At 44.6% G+C, this 20157-nt stretch carries 16 protein-coding genes; 8 read left to right on the forward strand and 8 right to left on the reverse strand.

Annotated features, from left to right (window positions below; translation table 11 throughout):
• Position 1: 1 nt before the first annotated feature.
• Positions 2-802, reverse strand: coding sequence for a PhzF family phenazine biosynthesis protein (locus tag AB6D58_RS12465; protein ID WP_065584627.1), 801 nt, complete (start codon positions 800-802; stop codon positions 2-4).
• A 575-nt stretch (positions 803-1377) separates the two neighbouring features.
• On the opposite strand from AB6D58_RS12465, the gene AB6D58_RS12470 reads away from it, so the two are divergent.
• The gene (locus tag AB6D58_RS12470; protein ID WP_102393763.1) at positions 1378-2409 is read left to right on the forward strand and encodes a PotD/PotF family extracellular solute-binding protein; all 1032 of its coding nucleotides are present in this window, start codon (positions 1378-1380) and stop codon (positions 2407-2409) included.
• A 3-nt stretch (positions 2410-2412) separates the two neighbouring features.
• Entirely contained in the window at positions 2413-4845 is a 2433-nt protein-coding gene (locus AB6D58_RS12475) for a bifunctional diguanylate cyclase/phosphodiesterase (protein ID WP_102393762.1), read from the forward strand.
• 230 nt (positions 4846-5075) lie between these two features.
• Here AB6D58_RS12475 and AB6D58_RS12480 read toward each other — a convergent pair whose 3' ends face one another.
• Positions 5076-6101: a GGDEF domain-containing protein gene (locus tag AB6D58_RS12480; RefSeq protein ID WP_017069848.1), complete on the reverse strand. Its 1026-nt coding sequence runs from the start codon at positions 6099-6101 to the stop codon at positions 5076-5078.
• Between the two features lie 9 nt (positions 6102-6110).
• Positions 6111-6566, reverse strand: a complete 456-nt coding sequence (locus tag AB6D58_RS12485; protein ID WP_372157405.1) for a hypothetical protein — start codon at positions 6564-6566, stop codon at positions 6111-6113.
• A gap of 462 nt (positions 6567-7028) precedes the next feature.
• Between AB6D58_RS12485 and AB6D58_RS12490 the strand changes: the two genes are divergently transcribed.
• From AB6D58_RS12490 to AB6D58_RS12515, 6 genes are all read left to right on the forward strand, one after another.
• Positions 7029-7403: a cytochrome c gene (locus AB6D58_RS12490; RefSeq protein ID WP_029235248.1), complete on the forward strand. Its 375-nt coding sequence runs from the start codon at positions 7029-7031 to the stop codon at positions 7401-7403.
• Positions 7404-7440: 37 nt separating this feature from the next.
• Positions 7441-8865: a cytochrome-c oxidase, cbb3-type subunit I gene (ccoN, locus tag AB6D58_RS12495; protein WP_372157407.1), complete on the forward strand. Its 1425-nt coding sequence runs from the start codon at positions 7441-7443 to the stop codon at positions 8863-8865.
• Positions 8866-9480, forward strand: a complete 615-nt coding sequence (locus AB6D58_RS12500) for a cbb3-type cytochrome c oxidase subunit II (RefSeq protein ID WP_017064719.1) — start codon at positions 8866-8868, stop codon at positions 9478-9480.
• Positions 9477-11633 (forward strand): c-type cytochrome, encoded by a 2157-nt coding sequence (locus AB6D58_RS12505; RefSeq protein WP_372157409.1) that lies wholly within the window; start codon positions 9477-9479, stop codon positions 11631-11633. Before AB6D58_RS12500 ends, AB6D58_RS12505 begins: the two co-directional genes overlap by 4 nt.
• A gap of 267 nt (positions 11634-11900) precedes the next feature.
• Complete coding sequence (locus AB6D58_RS12510) at positions 11901-12128, forward strand: PAS factor family protein (protein ID WP_004730426.1); 228 nt, start codon at positions 11901-11903, stop codon at positions 12126-12128.
• A 282-nt stretch (positions 12129-12410) separates the two neighbouring features.
• Positions 12411-12593 (forward strand): hypothetical protein, encoded by a 183-nt coding sequence (locus AB6D58_RS12515; protein WP_004730424.1) that lies wholly within the window; start codon positions 12411-12413, stop codon positions 12591-12593.
• A gap of 171 nt (positions 12594-12764) precedes the next feature.
• On the opposite strand, the gene AB6D58_RS12520 is transcribed toward AB6D58_RS12515, so the two are convergent.
• The 5 genes from AB6D58_RS12520 to AB6D58_RS12540 form a co-directional block, all read right to left on the reverse strand.
• The gene (locus tag AB6D58_RS12520; RefSeq protein WP_372157411.1) at positions 12765-14057 is read right to left on the reverse strand and encodes an alpha/beta fold hydrolase; all 1293 of its coding nucleotides are present in this window, start codon (positions 14055-14057) and stop codon (positions 12765-12767) included.
• A gap of 316 nt (positions 14058-14373) precedes the next feature.
• Positions 14374-15111, reverse strand: coding sequence for a DUF3726 domain-containing protein (locus AB6D58_RS12525; RefSeq protein WP_372157413.1), 738 nt, complete (start codon positions 15109-15111; stop codon positions 14374-14376).
• Positions 15108-16919 carry a hypothetical protein gene (locus AB6D58_RS12530; protein WP_372157415.1) on the reverse strand — a complete coding sequence of 604 codons (1812 nt, stop codon included), beginning with the start codon at positions 16917-16919 and terminating at the stop codon, positions 15108-15110. The genes AB6D58_RS12525 and AB6D58_RS12530 overlap by 4 nt, the downstream gene beginning before the upstream one ends.
• Before the next feature lie 238 nt (positions 16920-17157).
• The gene (locus AB6D58_RS12535) at positions 17158-18765 is read right to left on the reverse strand and encodes a BCCT family transporter (RefSeq protein ID WP_372157417.1); all 1608 of its coding nucleotides are present in this window, start codon (positions 18763-18765) and stop codon (positions 17158-17160) included.
• Between the two features lie 230 nt (positions 18766-18995).
• The gene (locus tag AB6D58_RS12540; RefSeq protein WP_017060833.1) at positions 18996-19991 is read right to left on the reverse strand and encodes a membrane dipeptidase; all 996 of its coding nucleotides are present in this window, start codon (positions 19989-19991) and stop codon (positions 18996-18998) included.
• Between the last annotated feature and the right edge of the window lie 166 nt (positions 19992-20157).

Genomic DNA, 20157 nt, shown 5'->3' on the forward strand with positions numbered 1-20157 from the left:
TCTAAAGCTTCAACACACCACTAATCACAGTGGTCGCAGAGCCGATTAACTTTATTCGCCCATTAGCCAATAATTCAGTCGACATATAGCCACCACGACGAGACGCCTGATAAGCACTGAAACTGCTTTTGTTGAGCTTTTCTGCCCAGTGTTGCGTCAATGCGCAATGTGCCGAGCCAGTCACAGGATCTTCATTAACCCCAACCCAAGGTGCAAAGTAGCGAGAAACAAAATCAAGTTCCGTATTTGCTGCCAATGCTGTCACCACTACACCTCGCCCTTGAATACCTTTTAACGCATCAAAGTTTGGTGAAAGCTCCAATAACACTTGTTCGTTGGAAACTTCGATTAACTGCTTAGAGTCAAATTCTCTGAATGAAACTACTTGATGCGGATCTAAACCTAGGTGTTCAAGCAGCGTGAGGTTGGGTTCAGAACGCAATGATAGCTGTGTACTAGGAAAATCAAGCTCGATAGACGATTCACAAACGGCGGCAGATAATTCCCCAGATAAGGTGTTAAACACGACCTTATCACCTGTCTCAAGCAGTCCTTGTTCTTTCATCACATGAACCGTTGCCAGTGTGCCATGTCCACACAGCTTCACTTCGACTTCGGGAGTGAACCATTTAAGCGTCATAGTGTTAAGCGCGAGAAAAGCCGTTTCAGATACCGCCATCTCTTCAGCGATTGAAAACATTAACGACTCATCCAACGGCTCTTTGGAGATACAGACCCCGGCAGGGTTCCCTTTAAACGCTTGAGTTGTAAACGAATCTACTTGATATATCTCTAAATCCACAATGGCTCCTAAATGCACAACATTTCCCAAACCGGCAATCATGGCTCGTTGGGACATAACCTAGATATTGCTGCCCACAATAAGCACAATCACCTTGTGCTACAAGTCTTTAGCAACAACTTTATCGATACTTATTGAGAAACGAAACAAATGATAAACAAAACGTTATAGAAGTGTTTTTAGGGATAAAAGAACATTGAACATAAGAGTAAATCGCGATGGCAAAACAAAGGAATAACGACGATTAATGCGAGCGAGAACCCGAAAAAGGTAATCACCGCATCATTATTTAATGCTTAATATTTGCATAATAACTTGTAAGAATGGATATTATGATGAATATTAATTTAAATAATCCATTCACGGACAATAAACTGGAATACGTACTTGTGTTGAATACGATACGACGGAGTCATCCTTGCCTCACACGATAAAGGTTCGGTATCAAGTAGGAGTAGCAAGTTGCTATTTGCATGAAATGCATGAAGTTGAAGTTAAATTAAGTGCCTAAATTTGAATCATGTTGCAAATTTTGGGCTACGATTTAGTTATCACGTACGAAAGGGAATCCGTCAGTGAAAGCGTTTTGCGTATCAATACTTGCGTCAACATCCTTTTTGGCTAGCCCTGTATTTGGCCAGCAGCATGATATTTATCTCTACAATTGGGATGAATTTTTATCTGACAGCGTCGTTACCCAGTTGAGTGATACCTACGGCATCTCACTAAAGCAGCAATATTTTTCTGACGAGTCCATTCGTGATGAAGTGCTATTGAGTGAACGACGAGGTGCGTTTGAATTGGTTGTCATTGAAAGTATTAAACTGAAAGCGCTGGCTAAACAGAACTTATTCCACAACCTGAGCGACTTGCAGCAATCCCTTTCAAGCAACTTTGACTCAAGATGGGTGGATGGGTGTGGCGAATATGGAATCCCCTACGCTTGGGGGACATCCGGCATCTTATACCGAAGCGGAAAAGTTGAGACTCCCAAGTCTTGGGGCGCTCTTCTAGACCCTGAAACCAAAACCAGCGGCCGAATCAGCATGTATTATGAGCCTACGGATTTGGTGAGTGCTGCGCTTCTGATGAATCAATTTGAGCCGTTTACCAACAACGAACAAGAACTTCGAGTCGCTTACAAAACGCTACAAGCACAGAAGCCTCACCTTGAAAGTAATGAATACGTTGTCGATTATATTCGTCATCCCGAACACTTAGCCAACATCGACCTCGCCTACGGATACTCAGGTGACAGCTATGTGCTTAATGATGCCGAACCTGAGGCATCTTGGGCCTACACAGTGCCTCTAGAAGGAACAACCTTATGGTTAGAGTGTATGGCTGCAATTAACAACGGAGAGCGATCTCCACAGGCAACCACGATTCTCTCCTTCTTATCGCAACCCGAAATCGCCGCTCAAAACGCAATGGATTCATGGTTTGCAACGCCAAGTTCAAAAGCAAAAGCACTCACTTCTCAGGAGTATCAAAACGATCCCGAGCTTTTCCCGAATAAAGAAGTATTAGATCGCAGCTACCTTTATCAGCCGTTAGAACCGAGTAGCATTCAAATTCGCAATCGTATTGTCGACAGTTTGAGATAACTCATGCCAGTATTGAAGAAGCTCTATTTTGTACTTTTACCAACGCTGACATTTGTGCTCCTGATAGCAGGAATCGTGATGTACAACTTCGCATCAAATCATGCTAAGCACATGTATTTGGACAAGGTGCAATCTGATGTGAACACCGCTTTAGTCGCGGCGGAATACGAGCAGCTCGGCTTGTCCTTACTAGTTAAAGATATCGGTTCTTCGTTGCAGTTCCTCCGCTACATTCAAAATCCTGGCGACTACACGACTCTATCGCTATTGGAAAAACGAGTACTCCGAGTATTAAGCCAGAATCACGTCAATCAATTTGGGCAACGCAATGTTTATATCGTGGACCCTAAGTTCAAATTAACGCTTTCGACTCTCAGAGCCGATCCTTTCGAGGGGCTAAAGATCCCTGACAAGATTTACGAAAGAGTCTTCGATATATACACCTCGTTAATAAGCAAAAATGAACTCTCCTACGAAGGCTTCTCTTATATCTCGATCAGTGGAGAGCTCAGATACTCGTATGTTGCAGCAATTGACCCTTACCTCCTTCCTCAAGACAAACGTGCAAGTAACAGTTTAAATCGCTACATCTTGATTGCTGATGGGCCTCTGATGCAACTCTCTAGCCTGCTAATCAAATACAATGACGATGACAATATTCAGTTCTTAATCGAGCCATCCTCAGACGCTGCCAACATTGAAAATACCCAATTCGTTATCAAATCAATTGAGCAAACCCAAGATAATATCAATGTGCAGATGACCAGCCGACATCTCATCGCGCAAGTAAATATTCGAGAACAAAAGTTCAACCATGAGAAAGCCATCATCGCTAAACAAACCTTGTTAGGTGGCTTTGGTACTCTCTTTACGATCATGTTGATCGTACATTTAGTGGTACGTTACCAACTCGTGCGACCGCTTAAAGACTTACTTCAAGAGATATCGATCGGCGGGCTCAAACTTAGATACTTCAAACGCTCATCAGGGCAAAGTGAAATTGATGGTTTAAAGAACGCGTACATAGACTCATTAACAGAGTTGAAGTTCGAAGCCGAATTCGACCAACTCACCAAGCTAGCTAACCGACGCTCTTTCATCAGACACCTTGATGTACGACTAAAAAGCTCGATGAGCCCACACTGCTATGTGGTTTGTTGGGACATCATCGATTTTCGTAAAATTAACGATCTCTACGGGGCAAAAGTTGGTGATAATGTACTGATAAGCTTAGCTAAAGCACTGAAAGAGACACTACAAAACCAACAAGCCTCTTTGGGCTTTAGTTGCAGTGATTACTCTTTAGCCAGACTGGGAGGGAATCAGTTTATCGCGATCTTGGAGATGGGTAAGAACCAAGTGATAAACGAAGAAATTGAGAACATCAACAATACGCTGACCGGCACCACCTTCCTTGACTACTATGGGTTTCGATTATCACTCGCAACAGGTGTTTTACCGCTCGACACGCCAAAGTTCGATGAGATTTGGCACCGGTGCATCGATGAAATGTTAGCTAATGCGAAGTCTCATAGTGATGGCGAAAGTCATATTGTTTATGGCGAAGAGTTGTTACATACCTTGGAACGCCATGACGTTGTAGAGAAAAGACTCTTAGAGTGCTGCGAAAGTGACAACTTTGAACTTCGCTTTATGCCTATTTTTAACGCCAAGACACTTCAGATAGATGGCGCGGAGTGCCTGATTCGTTGCCCAGCCTTATTCGATATCGATGCGGGACCAGAAGAATTTATCCCAGTTGCAGAAAAGAGTAACCTTATTGCCAGGCTCGACATGTGGGTCATTGGCACCGCGATCAAAAGCTATAAAGAGCTTTCAGAACTTCATAAATACAAGGGCACTCTGTCAATTAATATCTCGGCGATGGAGCTCTACAACCGTAATTTTGCCGACAATATCCGTAAAGTACTCGAACGTTATCAAGTGCCACCTGGCAACATTATTATAGAGATTACCGAGACCAGTTACGTGAAAAGTACCAAGCTTACGGTGCAGACTATCGAGAGCCTCAGAAGCTTAGGTTTAAAGGTCTCCCTTGACGATTTTGGTACGGGCTACACAGCGTTTAACCAACTTCTCCACTACCCTGTGGATGAGCTCAAAATTGATAAGAGCTTTATCGATAACATGGTAGACGACAAGGCCGACCGCAAGATGGTCGAATCTATGGTTAACTTAGGCCACTCTTGTGACACGCTAGTCGTCGGAGAAGGTGTTGAGTCGATAGAACAGTATCATTACCTCAGAAAAGCCAACTGTAACCTAATACAAGGCTACTTCTTCAGTCAGCCACTCACTTATCTGGAATTCATCGAGTTTGTTCGAAACCATAACCCGCAAGCAATTTTAAACCCGCAGTCTGTTAGCAGTTCGAGATCTAACGAGCGAATCGTTGCACTCACTCAAAAGCAGTAACCTTAAACCTAAACCTAAACCTCAAAGCCTCTCTTCCTATTCAAGCGCGGAAAGCCACTATAGCTATAACTAGTAGTAGAACTATCTTCATCAGAGCAGGAGCTCTCTATTGGCTGCACATTGAATGAGGAGGCAAATAAAGAATGGCAAAAGCCATGATAGTGAAGCGGGAGAATGGTGAGCGTACAGTCAACAAAACCTAATGATCTAACTTATCGCTGATGCGGGGATTAACTCTGCATCGTCGTTAGTAGCTCCATCATATCTTTAGAGCTGATGTTCTTCTTATGCCTGACTACAGCGTCAATCATCAATTCTAAATTCCCCGCAGAGATATAATCCTTAAGCACGTCATTGAATTTTTCCTGTATCTCATCACTTGTGTACAATTGCTCAGGAATGAAGAATAGAAACTGACTGCCACTACTACGAAACGAGATAGTACTTTCCGGTACCTTTGCCGTCAGGGACTTAGCAGCTGAACTCACCACCAAGTCTCCATATTCAAGTCCATACTTTTGGTTTATCTCACTAAGGTTTCTGATTCTTACAAAGTAAAGGTCGAAATTACCGTTTGTTGGATAGCTGTTCTTAACAAACTGCATGAGCGAGACTCGATTGCGAAAGCCAGTAATGAAGTCGGTAGAATGAAGTTTTCGTTTGATTGCAAAGTCGACGTAAAAAATCGCTCCTGTCACAAGCAGTAGCAACACCAGAAATACGCTGCTTATCTGATGCATCATCACCAACTTGTCGACCATTGTGGTGTTTTCTTCAATAACCGGGCTTTGGAGTCGAAACTTTTCGTTAATAAATTCGACCAGCGTGTTGTAACAAATATCAATTTTCTTCTGCAGTGATTCCTTAGGCAAAGCGCCTTGATTCACCAACTTAATTGAGGATTCTAACGACTTAAACTTTTCAAACTCTGCGGTAAAGTACGGTTTAAAGTTTGCTGAGCGAATAAAATTGGACGATTCAGTGCTGTTGATCAGAATATCAAAACGACTCCAAGTAATGTCATATGCCAACCAAAGTTCATCATAATCAATCGTCTTTGCATGGCTAACCATCAAGAAGTTTGCATACTCTTTGACGAGTTGAAAAACAAACCAAGTGGCCTCATTTTGGCGATTAGAAAAGCTCTTGTTGATGTCATTAATTCGAGTAACGCTGTAGATATTGACGGATAGAACAACCACGGCCAAAGACAAAACAACGACTTTGATTGCGGCCATAGACAACAGCTTCTTCATAATTAGCCTCTACAGGTGAATATCACGAATCTGCCAAATCATCTTGGCATGGAAATCAGGGGTATTAGTTTCAGGGTTCGCAGAGAGTGGGTAAATCAACCAAAACGGGCCTTTTTCTCTCACAGACATAAACTCACCATTCTTTTTAATCGCAATGATGGGGTCATAGGTATCAAAATCTTCTTTGGGCACCGCAATTTTATAGTCATTCAATGCCACAAAAGTAACTTGTGATGATATCGGTAAATCCATATTTCCAAGCACCGTTTGTAACGTCACGCCACTATAAACGGTCAGACCCTCGACCCAAGGCAAGGTGGTAGTAATTTCTTTTTGAGGAAGTGACAGGAGTTGCTCTCTACTAAAACCATGCTTTTGCCCAGAGTGGTCGAAAACCGTTAACTCTGAGGCTGCAAAAATCGAAAACGAGCAAAGCCAAAGCATCAACAAGAATACAGTTCTCATTCTAAACTCCATTTAAAAAGGTCACTAATTTGAGTCTAGTATAAATTGACCATTTAACTTGTACCGATACCACTCAGATTGATTGGTATCACTTTATTCCGAATGCTCCTACACCTCGCTGTTTTTCAATAACTTCGCCATTTCTCTGTCTCTTCCATCACCGCTCTCGTTCAGCGCTCCCTACCCGCTTGACGTATTTCTTCTCGACTGGTTAGTAAGAAAAACTCGTATTTTACTCTGCGTAAGTAAACCAATCAGCCTTATGAATACGTATCAAACAACAAAATTAACAATAAATATGAGTAAGTAAGTAGCGAGAATGCTGGTTGCTGCATAACCTTTAATCGAACGTAAGCAGCTTTAAGAGACTTAATAACGAGTTCCAGTCGTTTCTACTTCACCAGTTGATCTCGTGTATTGATCTTAGAAAGCTTACTCATTTCATAATCAAGGGAATCGAGAATGAGTTTGAATATAAAAAAATTTAACCCCATGGCGACACTTTCTACCCTAGTAATGACGCTTGTCATGTTTCCTGTTTCTGCTGAAGTTAATCAAGAACAATTCGAATTAGGTAAACAAAAAGCCAAAGTGTGTATGACCTGTCATGGCGCTGATGGCATCTCAACACAAGATCCCTACCCGAACCTTCGCGGTCAAAAAGTGGGTTATCTCATCTCTTCATTGAAAGATTACCAGACTCGAGAAAGAACCAGTGGCTTAGCGATTCTCATGCAACAACAAGCCGACACGCTCTCAGACCAAGACATCCGTGACATTTCCTATTTCTATTCTGTGCTCGGCAACGAAGCAGGCTCGCTCAGCGATTCAAATTAAGTCAGCGATTCAAAACCTCTAGGCAAGGAGCCTTGTTATGGAACAAGTGACAACGCAATACAGCATTAAGGTCGTGAAGTACTTCATCATTGCATCCTTAGTGTGGGCGATTGTAGGTATGATCATCGGCGTGATTCTCGCCGCGCAATTATATTGGCCAGTCTTAAACTTTGATTCTCAGTATTTCCAATTTGGTCGACTGCGTCCGCTACATACCTCTGGAGTAATTTACGGCTTCGTCGTGAATATCTTGATGGGGACGTCTTTGTACATTGCCCAGCGAACAGGCCATTGTGACTTGTTCAACAAAAGCCTTTCATGGATGGTATTTTGGGGCTGGCAATTCATCCTGTTACTTGCGGTCATTTCCTTACCCGCAGGCCACACTACTTCAAAAGAGTATGCGGAGCTTGAATGGCCAATCGACTTGATGATTGTGTTGGTTTGGGTGCTGTACGCGGTGTTGTTCTTTGGCACCCTTGCTAAACGAAAGGTCAGCCATATCTTTGTGGCTAACTGGTTCTTTGCTGCATTCATTATCGTCGTTGCAATGATTTTCATCGTGAACAACCTCGCGATGCCTGTGTTGGCGATGAAGTCCTACTCTGTGTTTGCAGGCGCTCAAGATGCGATTGTTCAATGGTGGTGGGGACATAATGCCGTCGGTTTCTTGCTGACCGCTGGTGTGATTGGTATGAACTACTATTTCATACCCAAAGCGGCGGATCGACCTATCTACTCGTACCGTTTGTCTGTGATCCATTTCTGGGGCTTGGTCGGCTTTTACACGTGGGCCGGAACGCACCATTTGGTTTATTCTTCTGTTCCCATCTGGATTCAGAACATCGGCATCGTTATGTCTTTGATCCTGTGGCTCCCTTCTTGGGCAGGCGCGTTCAATAGCGCAATGACCCTCCTACAAAATAAAGAAAAGCTGAAGTCCGACTACATTCTTTTATTCTTTTTCTCAGCGATTCTTTACTACTGCTTGGCAACATTCGAAGGTCCGCTACTCGCTATTCGCTGGTTCAACATGGTGGCACACAACACCGAATGGATCATCGGGCACGTACATTCCGCGGCTCTCGGATGGGTTGGGATGTCAGGGATAGCGGTTTTTTACTACTTCATTCCACGCTTATGGGACCAAACCGATCTATGGTCACGACGACTGATTAAATGGCACTTTTGGCTTGCTCATGCTGGCGTCGCCGTCTATGCAATAGCACTTTGGATCGCAGGCATCGGCGAGGGATATATGTGGCTCGCTCAAAATGAAAATGGCGAACTGATTTACAGTTTTGTAGAAGCTATGGACTTTAAAGCACCTTGGCTATTCATGCGTTTCTTTGGTGGCGCGCTGTTTGTACTTGGATTGTTCTTAATGGCTTTCAACTTGTACAAAACGGTTCGTATGCCCGTAACAAATGATGCTAAACACACTGTTAATGAAGGAGCTTAAATGATGAGTAAAGACTTTACACATTCAATCGTCATTTTAATTTTGACCACTGTTGTCGTGGCCTCCTTCTCTTTATTGGTCTGGGTAGTGCCAAGCATTGTCCGTGGCGATGATATTGCCAAAGGCAGCTTAGCGATGCCTCTCACACCGATTGAGTTAGCAGGCCGAGACATATACATCAGTGAAGGCTGCCATGTTTGTCACACACAAATGGTTCGCCCTCTAGAGCCAGAAGTGAAGCGTAATGGTCGCCCGAACCAAGAAGCAGACGATATCTATGAGTTTCCTAACTTGTGGGGCTCTAAACGTACTGGTCCTGACCTCACTAACTTAGGTAGAAAGTATTCTGACCAATGGCATGCTATTCACTTAATTGACCCTCGAAAAGTCGTACCGACCTCGATCATGCCCTCTTACCCGTGGCTATTTGAGCAGACTCTGACTGGCGATGATATTAGCGCCAAAATGGAAGTGTTACGTACCTTAGGTGTGCCTTATACCGATCAAGAAATTGGTGATGCCCGTTTGCAAGTAAGAGGCAAAACCAAAGGTGAAGCTCTGATTCGCTATTTACAAAGCCTGGGTAAAGATACGTCACAGGAGGTATCACAATGAGCACATTCTGGAATCTATGGGCGGTACTCTTAACCTTAATATTCTTTGTTCTGATGGTGTCTGTTGTCGTTAAATACTGGCGTAGCAATCACAAGGCCGATCACGACCACACCATTGGCACCTTTGATGGTATTGAAGAGAAAGATGCGCCTCCACCTAAGCTGTTATTTATCAGTTATGCAGTGGCATTTCTTTTGTCTGCGGGTTATTTGGTGCTCTACCCCGGGCTTGGAGAATGGGAAGGCTTAGTCGATTGGGAACAAAGCGACGATAAGCTCAGTTCACCATCCACCACTCTCAATGAGCAATTTGCACAAACCAGCGAAACCACGTTAGAGGGATTAGCTGCTGTCCCAGAGATCGTGAACAGCGGTAGGATTCTATTCCAAACTCACTGTGCCGCTTGTCACCGAGATAATGCACAAGGTCAGAAACACTTCCCTAATCTTATCGACCAAGAATGGTTATACGGCGGCAGTGATGAAGCTGTGATCCATTCGATTGCCAAAGGGCGAAATGGAGCGATGCCGGGTTGGAGTGAAATCATGCGCCCAGACGAGGTGGCAAAAGTCTCCTACTATCTAGCCTCCCTCAACCAACGTCATACCGATGTGCCGGAGATTAAAGTCGAGCTCGGTAAAACCTTGTTCGTCCAATACTGTTCGTCTTGTCATGCCGATGGTGCTGTCGCTAACCCAGCGATTGGCGTACCTGATCTTTCCGATGATATCTGGCTTCACGGAGGGAGTATTGAAGAGATTCAGCACACCATCAATTACGGTTTGAACAACCTAATGCCTGCGTTTGATGAGCAGCTCAGTGAGAACGAGATACTCGCGCTTGGGGCTTATATCCGACACGCTGGTGACGTAGAGCAACAACGGCTCGCGAGTTTGAAAGCATCATCTGTTGAGCGCGGAGAATATCTCGCTTATGCCGGTGACTGTGTGGCTTGTCATAGTGCAGAAGGTGGCGAACCCTTTGCTGGCGGCCTACCCTTTGTCACCCCCTTCGGCACCGTGTATTCAACCAACATAACGCCACACACTACCGAAGGTATTGGGACTTATGACTTCGACGATTTCCGAGCTGCGTTAGTTGCAGGTAAAGGTAAGAATGGTTACCTGTACCCTGCAATGCCCTACACCTCTTATCAATACCTCACCGACCAAGACATGGTCGATTTGTGGGAATACATGCAGTCAATCACTGCCGTGCCACGACGCAATGATGACAACAGCATGATGTTTCCATCCAATATTCGCTTAGGTTTGCTTGGCTGGAACATCGTATTTATGGATACAGACCCTATTGATTATGAAGTACCAGAAGAGCTCAAAGGAGAAATTGAGGATGTCGATAAGTGGCAACAAGGCAAATATTGGGTCGCAGGACTTGGTCACTGTTCGGAGTGCCATACACCTCGAAATATTGCCCAAGCACTGATACCAGAACGTATTTTCCAAGGTAACTTGATCGACGGTTGGAACGCGCCTGATATGACAGCCAATGAGCTCTATATCGATGGTTGGGATGAAGCAACACTCACAGACTTTTTACACACAGGACATTCAGACAAAGGCACCGCTTTTGCGGGTATGGCTGATGTAGTGAAAAACAGCCTAAGCTTGATGACGCGTGAAGATATTGAGTCGATGTCCTATTACCTACTCAGTGGAGACATCAACAACACCATTGCCAGTGATGCCGTTCAGTTACAGCCTAAAGGGTTTGATGAAGCTGCGTATGCCAGTGAAATCTACACCACGTATCGTCAGACCTGTGGGGCCTGTCATGGTGACGATGGTAAAGGTCGCGATCCAATCGCCCCTACTCTGTTGAACAACGGTATTATCATGCACAGCGACCCATTCAATACCATTGCGGTAACGGTGCGCGGCTTGCAACCCACCTATCTCGACAAAGACAGAAATTTCATGCCAATGGCAAGTTTTGAGGATGTACTGTCGGATCAACGCTTAGCTGAGTTAATCACGTTTGTGCGTTTAAACCTTGGCGACAGAAATGAACCGGTCACGGCTGAGCATGTTCGAGAGGTAAGAGAAACACTTGAAGCAGCAGGCTATGCAGGTGGATTACACACCACACCTGAAATGTACGAAAATCGAGATAAGAACATTAACATACGATAGGCGCTGTAGCTGTGCGTAGCCGATTGGCCCAACAAGCAGCGAACAGCACGTAACTTTTATGTTTGCCTAACAAGCCAAAAGGAGACCACTGTGTCTCCTTTTCTTTTGCCCAAACCCAAGTTTTCGATACTTTGCCGTACAACACAATTGTAACTAACTGATTACACAATTAAGCAGAGCTGCACATAATGCGATCAATCTCGCAGAACAAAGATGACACCAAGTGCATAATATGCAAAATTTTCTAAAGATGTACTAAGGACAGTTATGGATACAACTACACTCATCTACGATACGTTGGAAGGCCTGTCGAGCGCAAAGCCTCAGCAACACGCTCAAATCCGCCAAAATCTATATAACCAATTAGATTTATCATTTGAGAAGCAGTTGGCTTTGTATTCATCAGTTCTTGGTCCAGCAAGTGCTGGTAGATTGACCGATTTGGATAGTGCAGTGATGTCTGCACGCAAGATTGTTGGCTTAGAAAACAGCTAAGCAATCTTCAACCTATCTCAACTTTAACGCTGCCATTGTGCAGCGTTTTTTTATGGACGCTATTTACGATAAGTAAGGTTGGTTACGATAAATGCTGTTAGTTGCGATAAATACGGTTAGTTGCGATAAACGCGGTTAAGAAGATAAGTGCAGTTGGGTCTGTTTTTCAAGTTACACGCATTCTCATTTGGTTAATCTTATGTTCCATTTTTAACAGGTGTGTAACCACAATAATGGCGCTAATGTTAGTAGCACGTTAACCACACATCGGATGGAAGAATCATGAGAGTACTTATTGAATATACACAAACAGGCAAATACCGTGATCATGCGTGGGAAGCATTAACGATTCGTTCAAAAGGCGAAATTCAAGCTGTAACTCCCTCTTATGCGGCTCAGCTTATCGAACAGAACCGCGCCAGCTTATCGACCACTGAAAATCAAGATATCGTCATCCAACCTTAATGGCTTCAAGGGCTACCCCTCCTAGTTCCTTAAATCGAATAGTTCGATGACATAAAAAAACGCTGCATGGGTGCAGCGTTTTCTTGTTTCTGGCGTATCGTATTTCTAACGTAGATAGTTTCTAAAGTAGAAAGCTTCTAACGCATCTTGTTTCTAGTGCAAATAGCTTGATTACTTTGGCAGATTTTCTAACGCTTCAACCATCGTCATCAATTTATCGACAATCCTTTCGCCGTCTACTCGCAAGCCATTGTGTTCATATTCATTGGTGATCCACGCTTTCGAGTTAGGAATGTTCGCCAATGTTTCACGGCTGTAATCCAACTCAACGTACATGTCATCGGCGTAAACGGCACACGCCATTGGCACTGTATTCTTGCTCAACTGCTCTGCGTTGTACAAAGTGCCCCAGTCCGACTTTTCAGCCAACATGTTCGCGGCTTCACGCAGTGGCTTTAGCGTTTCAAGTTGGTCGAACATCCATGGGTACACCATTTCACCAGTAAACCAGAACTCACTGCCCGATTGGTAGTTGAAGTGTGGGTACTGCTCACGAACACGATGTGCAGACCAGTTAGACGCTGTACCTTGACAGTAAATCGATTCATGCAAGATTGCGTAAATTGGGTTAGTTAAGTAACCCTGCTCTTGCTGCATTTGATTTAGGTAGCTGTAGCTCAGCTGTCTGTTACCGTTCACTTCAACAAACGCACTCTCCAGTGTGAAATACATTGGAAGGTTTGCTTCGCCGCCACCAAGATTAATACCTATTAGCTGGAACTGTTCAACTGTGAACACCTGACCGTTTGGCAGTCTCACATCGTTGTTGAGCAGGTAATCAGAGATCTCGCGACACATAGCTTGTGCTTGTGGGAACTGAGCAAAGAAAGCTCTGTTTTTGTCTTCTACACGCTTGTAAGTCGCACGATAAACATCGTCAGCTTCTCGTTCAATAGAAGGAATGCCGCCCGTCACATAACAACGCTGCAAGCTCTGTGGGAACAGTGACAAATAGCTCAGTGTACAGAAGCCACCAAAGCTCTGTCCAATCGTCGACCACTGCTTAACACCAAATTGCTCACGAATCGCTTCGGCATCACGAACAATGTTGTCGGCCCTGAAGTGCGTCAAATATTCAGCTTGTTGCTCTGGAGACAGATGCGCCAAGGTTTCATGGCTGATTACCGTGCTATTGCCAGTGCCACGCTGATCAAGAAGCAGAACGCGGTAGTTTTGTAAGGCACGTTTCATCCAACCTGATTCTCCACTTACACGAGGAGAAGGAAAGCCTGGACCACCCTGAAAGTAGATAAGCCACGGGAGTTCTTGGCTGTCTTTTGCTAGATCGACAACTTCACGAGCGAATACTTGAATCTGCTGCCCATCTTTCGCTTGATAATCGAGTGGTAGTTCAAAATAGTGCTGACGATACAGGGTGGTTCCATCTATAAACTTAGCTTGCACGCTTCATTCCTTTTTATCTGATTCTAATGTCATCGGTACGAATAAAAGTAGCGCCCTATGGCACACATAGGTAGCAAGATACGCATAGTAGCTCGTAAATGAAACCGTTTGTTTAGCATGAATGTGAAGGTGCTTCATTTGATTGCTCAAGGAGTGTTCGTATCGTTATAACCTGTGTCAAAACGGCGCGTTTTTGAGGCTTTATCAAGGGATGAGTAAATAGAGAAACAGGAAAATAAAAAGAGCTTAACGAGGTGAGGATACGTTAAGCTCTTTTGGTGTTATCTGATGTTTCTGTTGCGGTAAGTTCAATCAACTATGAGGCGACTAACTCTCCTGCACCTTGAATTGAACGTTGGCTGTTTTCAACAAGGATAGCCGTCGCCGTTTCTTTCAACGCGCCCCACTCTCCATCGTCAACTTCAATGCCCTCGTTCCACGCCTTCTCTTGAGTTTTAAAAAGCGCTTCCGATTCAATGTGTGTTTGGTAGCCATCTGACAAACGTTCGATATCGAAATCCTGGACGGAAAGCTCGATGGTCATATTGTGGATATGATCGTCCGATGCCAGAGGCAAATCTGATAAAAACAGTTCTGGTGCAACGCAACCACGGTTAAGCACATACAAGGTGCTCTTAGGATTTGAGCCATTATCCCAACGTGCGGTACATGCGATGCCTTTCGCTGCCAGTTTTACAAGCTCACTGTACGCTAACCAACGGTTATGGCAGTTGTTTAGCTCGATTTTCAGCGTCTTTTTACCGACCATTTTTTCAATGGCGTAATCCATCACCACAGGAAGATGACACGCTAAGCTCGCCTTGTGCAGGTCCACTTCAACTGTGTTGTCGCTTGTCACTTGGATGTCTACAGGGCAATCGTCTTCTAGCCCCATAAAGTTGCTCGCATTGTTAAAATGACGAACACCATCCAAACCAACCATTTGTAAATCTGCCACCATGTTCGCTATCACATCGGCTTCACCACATGTACGACGCATACCCAGAAAGGCTTTATTAACGGCCGCTACCAGTTCATTGTGAGAAACGATCATAACGATTTACCTCCATGTTGAGCGTTGATATGTGTAGGAACTTTATTTGAGTCAGCGATCTCCGCTTCACTTGGTAAGATTGGGAACACCCATTCGTCCTGATGAATTTCATCAAGCAACGGTGCACCTTGGAAAAACGTCACTCGTACCCAACGGTCTGAGCGAGGATCAAACTTAGTCGCTCCAAACATCGCTAGCTTACAACGCAGCAAATGCATTGGTGGCGAGTCTTGGTGCAGCACGTTCATTTGAATGTCGCCCATCGCCTTGTTACCTAACGTCCACACACGGCGCGCAATGGCACGATGCTGCGGTTGTTTAACAAGGAATTCAGCCAATGAAAGCTCTGGCGCGAATTGCAATAAAGCATGGTACAGACGGTAAGCTTGACGGCCGATATCCAACGGCAGTTCGCGCTCTTCGCCGAGTTCCTCGCCTCGAACACCGAGCCTTGGCTCTTCTTTGTCCTGAGAGCGATACCAGAACCAGTAGTTATTTTCTGCTTTCGTAAAGTCAGTCGTGATCGCCCAACGATACTTTTCTTCTAACACAACCAATAGGTCTTGGATCTTTTTGCCACTAGGAAGCGAGAGTGTTTCGCTACAATTCATTTGCTCTTGATGGGCGTCCACTAATTCTGGGTACAATTCCATCAAGCATGAGATAAGGATTTCTTGGGCTTCCATACTCATGTGCTTAGATTGTTCAACTAACTGCGCCCATGTATCGCAATGGTTTACAGAAGCTTCTAGTGACTGTTCTGCGTGTTTCAACTCATCAACAGCGGTTTTGTTCAACTCTTGCTGATTTTCATTGATGGTAACAACTTGTTCTAAATGACAAATCGCTTTTTTAACTAATGTACGTAGGGGCTCAATCAATGCCGTATCCGTGTGATTAGCTAACACGTCAGCTAATGCATGCTCACGGGTTGTCATCCATTGATCGACAATACTTGGGTGGTTAATCAGATATGGCGCCATGCCTAAACCAGTCGCATTACCAACACCAAGGTAACGCTGTAATCCTCTATGCAAGGTAATCGCTTGTTCACCGCCTTGTTGCTCCGCTAGGTAATGAACCCAATCTAGGCTGAACTCACGCAGCATATAAACAGCACACATTTGAGCACTGAACGATTGATTAAAATCTGGATTCTTTTCCAAGATTTTAAAGTCAGCAATACCAAACTTACCATTACCATAAACCGCTGTGGTTCGTAGGATGTAGCCAACTTCCGCTAGCTCTTTTGGCGTTGGTTGAACACCTTTAGCCAAGTGACTAACAATATGTTCAAACACTCGTACACTTTTGTTGGCACGCGCTAAAACAAGCACATTGTTAGGGTTACGGCCTGCTTCTTGTAGCGGTACATTCGCACGAAGTCTCTCAAGTAGGGTGACATCAACATCACCAAGAACCAGAGCAAACGTTACGTCCCACTTTTCAGCAATTACACGGTCATTTCGTTCGTCGTCTGCAATCTCATCGCAGAAAACAACCAAATGATAAACATGATTTGGCGTCTCTAGCTTATAGATAACATGACCAAAACCTCGAGCGTCTAATTGCCATTCATGTTTGGTCACTTTCCATTCTTGCTGCGCCATTTTACGAATCAGAGTTCTAACGAAGCTGATACGTGTTTGGTGCATTGCACCTAGCCTTTCCGGTGCCATGACGACAGTCGCGTCACGTAGTGCTGATTCAGTGTAGGTAGAACGATGTGCATCCATTTTGCTCACCACCTTATAGTTATAGGATTTTGCTAGCCATTCAGAACCGATCGTTGCTGTCTTTTGAAGCATATATAGCGACAGTATGTTGGTTAGCTTTCACGTTTTTAATCGTTATTGATATTATCGAGGCAAGCGAGCTCACCCCTTATTATTTGTCCTGACTAGATCGATTGACCTAAATACGTGCCGCCCGATGTATCTTCACCAGTACGGTTTTTATCTTCCTTTCGGAATCTTGCATCAGCCTTCTTTCAAAGGCTGATTCGTTCTTGTTTTACAGAGCCCTTTTGTTTAATAACCCTGCTCTCTAAAAACCTTGCTCTTTTGCCATCTTGATTGCGATTTGAGGCGCATTCCAAAGTGATGGCAACAAGATTAAGGACACCGGTACCGCGGTGATAACAATGAAGGATTGCAGCGCTGAAATACCGCCAGAGCCTAGGGAAATCAGAATTAACGCTGTTACCCCCATCATCACACCCCAGAAGGTACGAATAATTGCATTCGGTTCTGTCTCACCACTGATCACCACACTGATGGTGTAAGTCATTGAGTCACCGGTCGTTACGATGAAGATCGTGGTTAAGATCAAGAACAGAATTGAGATAAGCATTGGCATTGGTAGCTGCTGAGTTACCGCCAGTAACGCACCTGGTAAGTTAAAGCCTTCAAACGCTTTACTTACACTGCCTGGGTCTGCAATTTCGAACGCAAGACCAGAGCCGCCAACAATCGTGAACCAGAAGCAAGTAACAAACGGTGCAATCAAGCTAATGGTTGATACCAATTGGCGAATACTACGACCGCGTGAAATACGTGCGATGAAGATTGCCATCATTGGGCCGTAACCTAAGAACCAACCCCAGAAGAATACTGTCCACCAGCTCAACCAACCTTCGTCACCACGGTATGTTGCCATTGGGATGAAGTTGTCTATCATGCTGCCTACACCTTGGATGTAGCCATTGAAAATGAAGTTTGTTGGGCCGAAGATCAGAATGTAGACCATCAATGACATTGCTAAAATTACGTTGTAACGGCTTAGCATTTGCATTCCGCGGTTAAGACCACTTAATGCCGACAATGTGTATAGAACGATAGCGAACAGGATGATGATAAGCTGCGTCGTGAAGCCATCAGGAATATCAAACAGTGCGTTCAGTGCGTAGCTCACTTGCAAGCCTAAGAAGCCGATAGGACCAATGGTGCCCGCCGCTACTGCGACAATACAACATGCATCAATCAATGCGCCGGTGTGACCTTTCAATGCTCGCTCGCCTAAAACTGGGTAAAGCAAAATACGAGGTTTAAGCGGTAAGCCTTTGTCGTAGTGAAGGTGCATCACCACAATAGACGTTAAGCTACCGACAATAGCCCATGCTAGAAAACCCCAGTGCATGAAGGATTGCGATAAAGCATTCACCGCGCCTTGCTGTGCGTTTTCTTGTGCGCCGTACAATGGTGGTGGGCTAACGTAGTGAGCGATAGGCTCTGCTGCTGCCCAAAATACACCGCCACCTGCCAGTAGCGTACAGAAGATGATCGCCATCCAACGGAAGCCGTCCATTTCAGGTTTAGCGATGCCGCCTAGGATAACCTTGCCTGTTCGCCCTGCCGCCAGGCCAAGACCAATAAGAAAAGTCAGAAGAAGAAGCATTTGCCAGTAAGGACCGAATACTTTTACAGACCATGCAAAGCCCGTATTTACTAGGCTTGATAACAGCTCGCCATCAAATAGAGCAAGTGCCACGAACAGAGCGATAAAACCGCCGCTGTACCAAAGTGCTGGGTTGGATAGGCCTAATTTGTCTGACGTAGACTCAGACTCGTTTGTGTTGCTTTTTGCATTAATTGTTGTGTGTGCTTGACCCGCATTTAAGCTTGAAGATTTCACGCTATTGGTTAAATCAGACATACTCTGACTCCAGAGGTTTCTTTGCAGCTGTCATTTGAATGATGACTACAAGGGTGTATTTAACACCTGCCCTATTGTTTTTTGTGTTGGGCAGGCTAATCCATGTTTGGGTTACCGCGTTGCGAAATAGACCGTTGTTCCTTTTGAATAGTGAAATTGGTTTAAGCAGCACTTGCTTATTGAACGTTTGTTAGAAGGCTGCTAATTCGATGATGGCTCGCGAGAAACCGTTAACCCTTGGTTTGAGGCTCTAAGCCATCTTTCAAGAAGTTAAACCAGTTTTCTCCCAAGACTTGCCCAGCTTCAGACTCGCTGAAACCATGACGCATCAATCCGTTATATATGTTTTCCATACCCGCACTACCACAGAACCAAGGCAACGCATCTGGCCAACCTGAGTTGTTCGCAGAGCCTTCGCCGTAGTCCATTGCTTTAGACCAACGACCATTTCTCATCCATTCAAGAACGGCTTGAGGTTGGTTTAAGCATAGGTCACTGCCAATACCGAGGTGCTCTACGCCGACCATGTCAGCCGTAGTCGCAACCATCTGGCAGAAATCTTCCAAGGTACATTGGCTGCCGTTTGGTAGGTGGAATGGGTACAAGCTGAATCCGATTAAGCCGCCGCGTGCGGTTAGAGCTTTAATTACATCGTTTGATTTATTTCGTAGTGCATCATGAGCAAACGTCGGGTTCGCATGGCTGATACAAATAGGACGAGAAGACAAGTCGATAGCTTCAAGTGTTGAGCGCTCTGCACTGTGAGACATATCTATGATCATGCCCACTCGGTTCATCTCTTCGATGGCTTGTTTACCAAAGCGAGTAATACCTGTGTCGTTCTTCTCGTAGCAACCCGTCGCCAATAAGCTCTGGTTGTTGTACGTCAGTTGCATGATCAAAAGACCTTGCTTACGCATCACTTCGATAAGACCGATCTCATCGTCGATTGGAGAACAGTTTTGAGCACCAAGGAAAATGCCGACTTTGCCAGTCGCTTTTGCAGTCTCGACATCAGCCATTGAGTGAATCGGCATGATAAGGTCTGCGTTCTGCTCGAATCTTAAATTCCATTCTGCAAAGCGAGATAAGGTTTCACGAGCCGTCTCGTGGTAAACCGCGGTAGCGTGAACTGCTGTAATGCCGCTCGCCTTTAGTGTTTGGAAATATTCTCTGTTCCAATTGCAGTATTGCAATCCATCTATAACAATCCGTTGCTGGTACATAACCACTCCTATTGAAAGCTCAGTGTTCTAGCTCGGTTTTGAAAACACGCTCAAATAACATGTTTTCAAAAATGGGTTAAATCACTTGTCTAAGTTCGTTTGCTGCTTTGGTTTGAATGTTGGCCTGACTCTGTGAATCAGGCCAATTCGATAGCTGGATAGCTAG

The organism is Vibrio sp. 10N.239.312.D08 (assembly GCF_041466145.1).
GTDB lineage: Bacteria > Pseudomonadota > Gammaproteobacteria > Enterobacterales > Vibrionaceae > Vibrio > Vibrio crassostreae_C.